Genomic DNA, 735 nt, shown 5'->3' on the forward strand with positions numbered 1-735 from the left:
ACCAGCTTCGTCAGCTGGGCCAGCACGGCGGCCAGCTACGGCACCTTCAGCGATACCGGCAATGGCACCTACAGCTACCTGCTGGACACGAGCAACCCGGCGGTGCAGGGCCTGGACAGCGGCGAGAGCCTGACCGAGACCTTCACCTACACCATGCAGGACGCCGACGGTGACACCGACACCGCGACCCTGACCATCACCATCAATGGCACTAACAGCGTCCCAGAGATCAATGTCGATCCGGGCAACGGCGGGGCCAATGACCTGGTGTACGAAGCCGGCCTGGCGACGGGCTCGGCGGCGGCCAGCAACAGCGAGTTTGCCGTTGGCAGCTTCAGCCTCAGCGACGCCGACGGCCTCGATGACCTGCAGAGCGTGACCATCAATGGCAGCACCGTGGCGATTGGCAGCCTGGTCGGCGCCAGTTTCGCCGGCAGCAACGGCACCCTGACCATCACCGCCTACAACAGCCTGACCGGGGTCGGCAGCTACAGCTACGAGCTGACCAGCCCGACCACCGACGGAGCTGACCCGGAGACTGACACGTTCAGCCTGACCGTCTCGGACGGCACGGCCAGTTCGCTGCCGGCGAGCATCATCATCGAGATCATCGACGACGTGCCGAATGCGGTGGATGACGGCAACAGCCTCAGTGAGGACAGCATTACCCCGGTCACCGGCAGCGTGCTGGATAACGACCTGCACGCCAACGGCCAGCCGGGCGCGGACACCCCA

1 protein-coding gene is annotated in these 735 nt (G+C 65.6%); it reads left to right on the forward strand.

Going from position 1 to position 735, the window contains the following annotated elements; genetic code table 11:
• On the forward strand, positions 1 to 735 hold a 735-nt coding region (locus PH586_RS23380), incomplete at both ends, for a VCBS domain-containing protein (protein WP_271350203.1).

Origin of the sequence: Pseudomonas aestuarii, from assembly GCF_027988105.1 — a bacterium.
GTDB lineage: Bacteria > Pseudomonadota > Gammaproteobacteria > Pseudomonadales > Pseudomonadaceae > Aquipseudomonas > Aquipseudomonas aestuarii.